The organism is Bradyrhizobium sp. P5_C11_2 (assembly GCF_054049755.1).
Genome location: NZ_JBFULT010000908.1, coordinates 1 through 1,788, shown reverse-complemented (window position 1 = coordinate 1,788; position 1,788 = coordinate 1). Strand labels below are relative to the sequence as shown.

Here is a 1,788-nt window from a genome sequence, read left to right as displayed (position 1 = left end):
TGCCCATGTCCTCGACCGCTTTGATGACGCGGCCGATTTCATTATCGGTATAGGCGGCGTAAGCGGCAAACACCTCCGCCTCCCGCGCGTACAGCTTCTTTTGGATCAATGAGAGCGAGTCCCACTTCGGCAAGGTATCAGGCCAGGCAGTGAGTTGGGTATTCGCCGGGATGACCCCGAGTCGCTTCTGGTTGGCGAAGATCTGCTCGCGCAGCTTCTCCCAGCCCATGTCGAACTTGCCCTTGAACTTGTCGGTCCATTCCTTCTTCGGCTGATGCGGCGAATGCGTGCCGCCGGGCACGTAGTAGAGGAAGAACGGCTTGTCGGGTGCGGCCGCGTTCAGGCTGTTCATGTAGTTGATGGCTTCGTCCGCCATATCGGTGGTGAGGTTGTAGCCGGACTTGCCGATCCACGGAAAAATCTGGGTCGTGTTTTTATAAAGATAAGGCGTCCACTGGTCGGTCTCGCCGCCCATGAACCCGTAGAAGTATTGAAATCCCATTCCGACCGGCCACTGGTCGAATGGACCAGCCGCGCTGTACAGATAGGTCGGGGTGTTATGGTTCTTGCCGAACCATGAGGTGGCAAATCCGTTGTCCCGCAGAATAGTCCCGATCGTCGCGCTCTCCGGGCCAATGACGGAATCGTAGCCGGGGTAGCCGGTGGACAGTTCACCGATGACGCCGAATCCGACCGAATGGTGGTTGCGGCCGGTGATCAGCGCTGCGCGCGTCGGCGAGCAAAGCGCCGTCGAGTGAAACTGCGTGTAGCGCAGACCCGTCTCGGCAATGCGATCCATGTTCGGGGTTGGGATGACTCCACCGAAGGTGCCAGTCACGCCATAACCTTGATCATCAGTCATGATCAGCAGCACGTTTGGTGCGCCCTTGGGCGGCACGACGGACGGTGGCCAGTAGGGCTTGGAGTCTTTCGCGGTTTCCTTGATATCGCCGCCGAACTTTGGAGGCTCCGGCGGAAGCTGCTTGCCATCAAGTGTCATCGTGGCGCTGGGCGTACCCGGCGTGCCCGTGATTTGCTGGGCCCAAGCGCCCGGCGCAAGTGACATGCAGAGGAGAATACCTGACGATGATAGGAAACTCGCAATCTTGGTCACGATGTTCTCCTGTGATGGCCRCCACGAAATAGAATTTCACCCTCAAGTAGAGGATGGCTCACCGCAAGCACCTCATGGAACGCCCCTCGTCGTGCTTGATGTAGATCAAGGAATGTCCGATCGGGGTCATTCGCGACCGGGTCGAGCCAACAGCAAGCCCGGCTAAGTCCGCTATGCCCCGAAAGCGGAAGCAAATTCAGAGCATTAGCGGCACGGCCACGGGCGTTGTCGGTTGCTGGCGCTGCCCGAGACGTGATTCAAGGTCCGAAACCGGAGCCTCGAATCATGCGCTACGAACTCAGCGATTACGAATGGACCGCAATCGCGGATTGGATTAGGGAGCTTGTCCGCCAGCAAGGCGCGTGGGCCAATATTCCGCCGAAACGCAATCGCAAAGACCCAATCTGCTTCAGCCCGTTTCTATATTGCGCGCGCAACTTGATCGAACGGTTCTTCAACAAGATCAAGCAATGTCGGCGTGTCGCGACCCGATATGACAAGCTCGCAGCCAACTATCTGGCGTTCGTCAAACTCGCATCAATCCGAATTTGGCTGCATGCCAATGAGTCCGCGCCCTAGGCGCTCCTTCCCGGATGGCCGCGCGCCCTTCTCCAGTGAGCTAACCTCGCCCCGCAAGCGGGGGCGAGGTGCTGAGGCTCAGGAACCCTCGAACT

General features: G+C 58.7%; 1 protein-coding gene and 1 pseudogene. One reads left to right on the top strand and one right to left on the bottom strand.

What is annotated here, in order from left to right:
- On the bottom strand, positions 1-1,066 hold a 1,066-nt coding region (locus tag ACXJL8_RS40150), incomplete at its 3' end, for a sulfatase-like hydrolase/transferase (RefSeq protein WP_456686937.1).
- A 372-nt stretch (positions 1,067-1,438) separates the two neighbouring features.
- Between ACXJL8_RS40150 and ACXJL8_RS40145 the strand changes: the two are divergent.
- Positions 1,439-1,693, top strand: a pseudogene (locus ACXJL8_RS40145) (transposase); the annotation flags it as partial.
- Positions 1,694-1,788 lie beyond the last annotated feature (95 nt).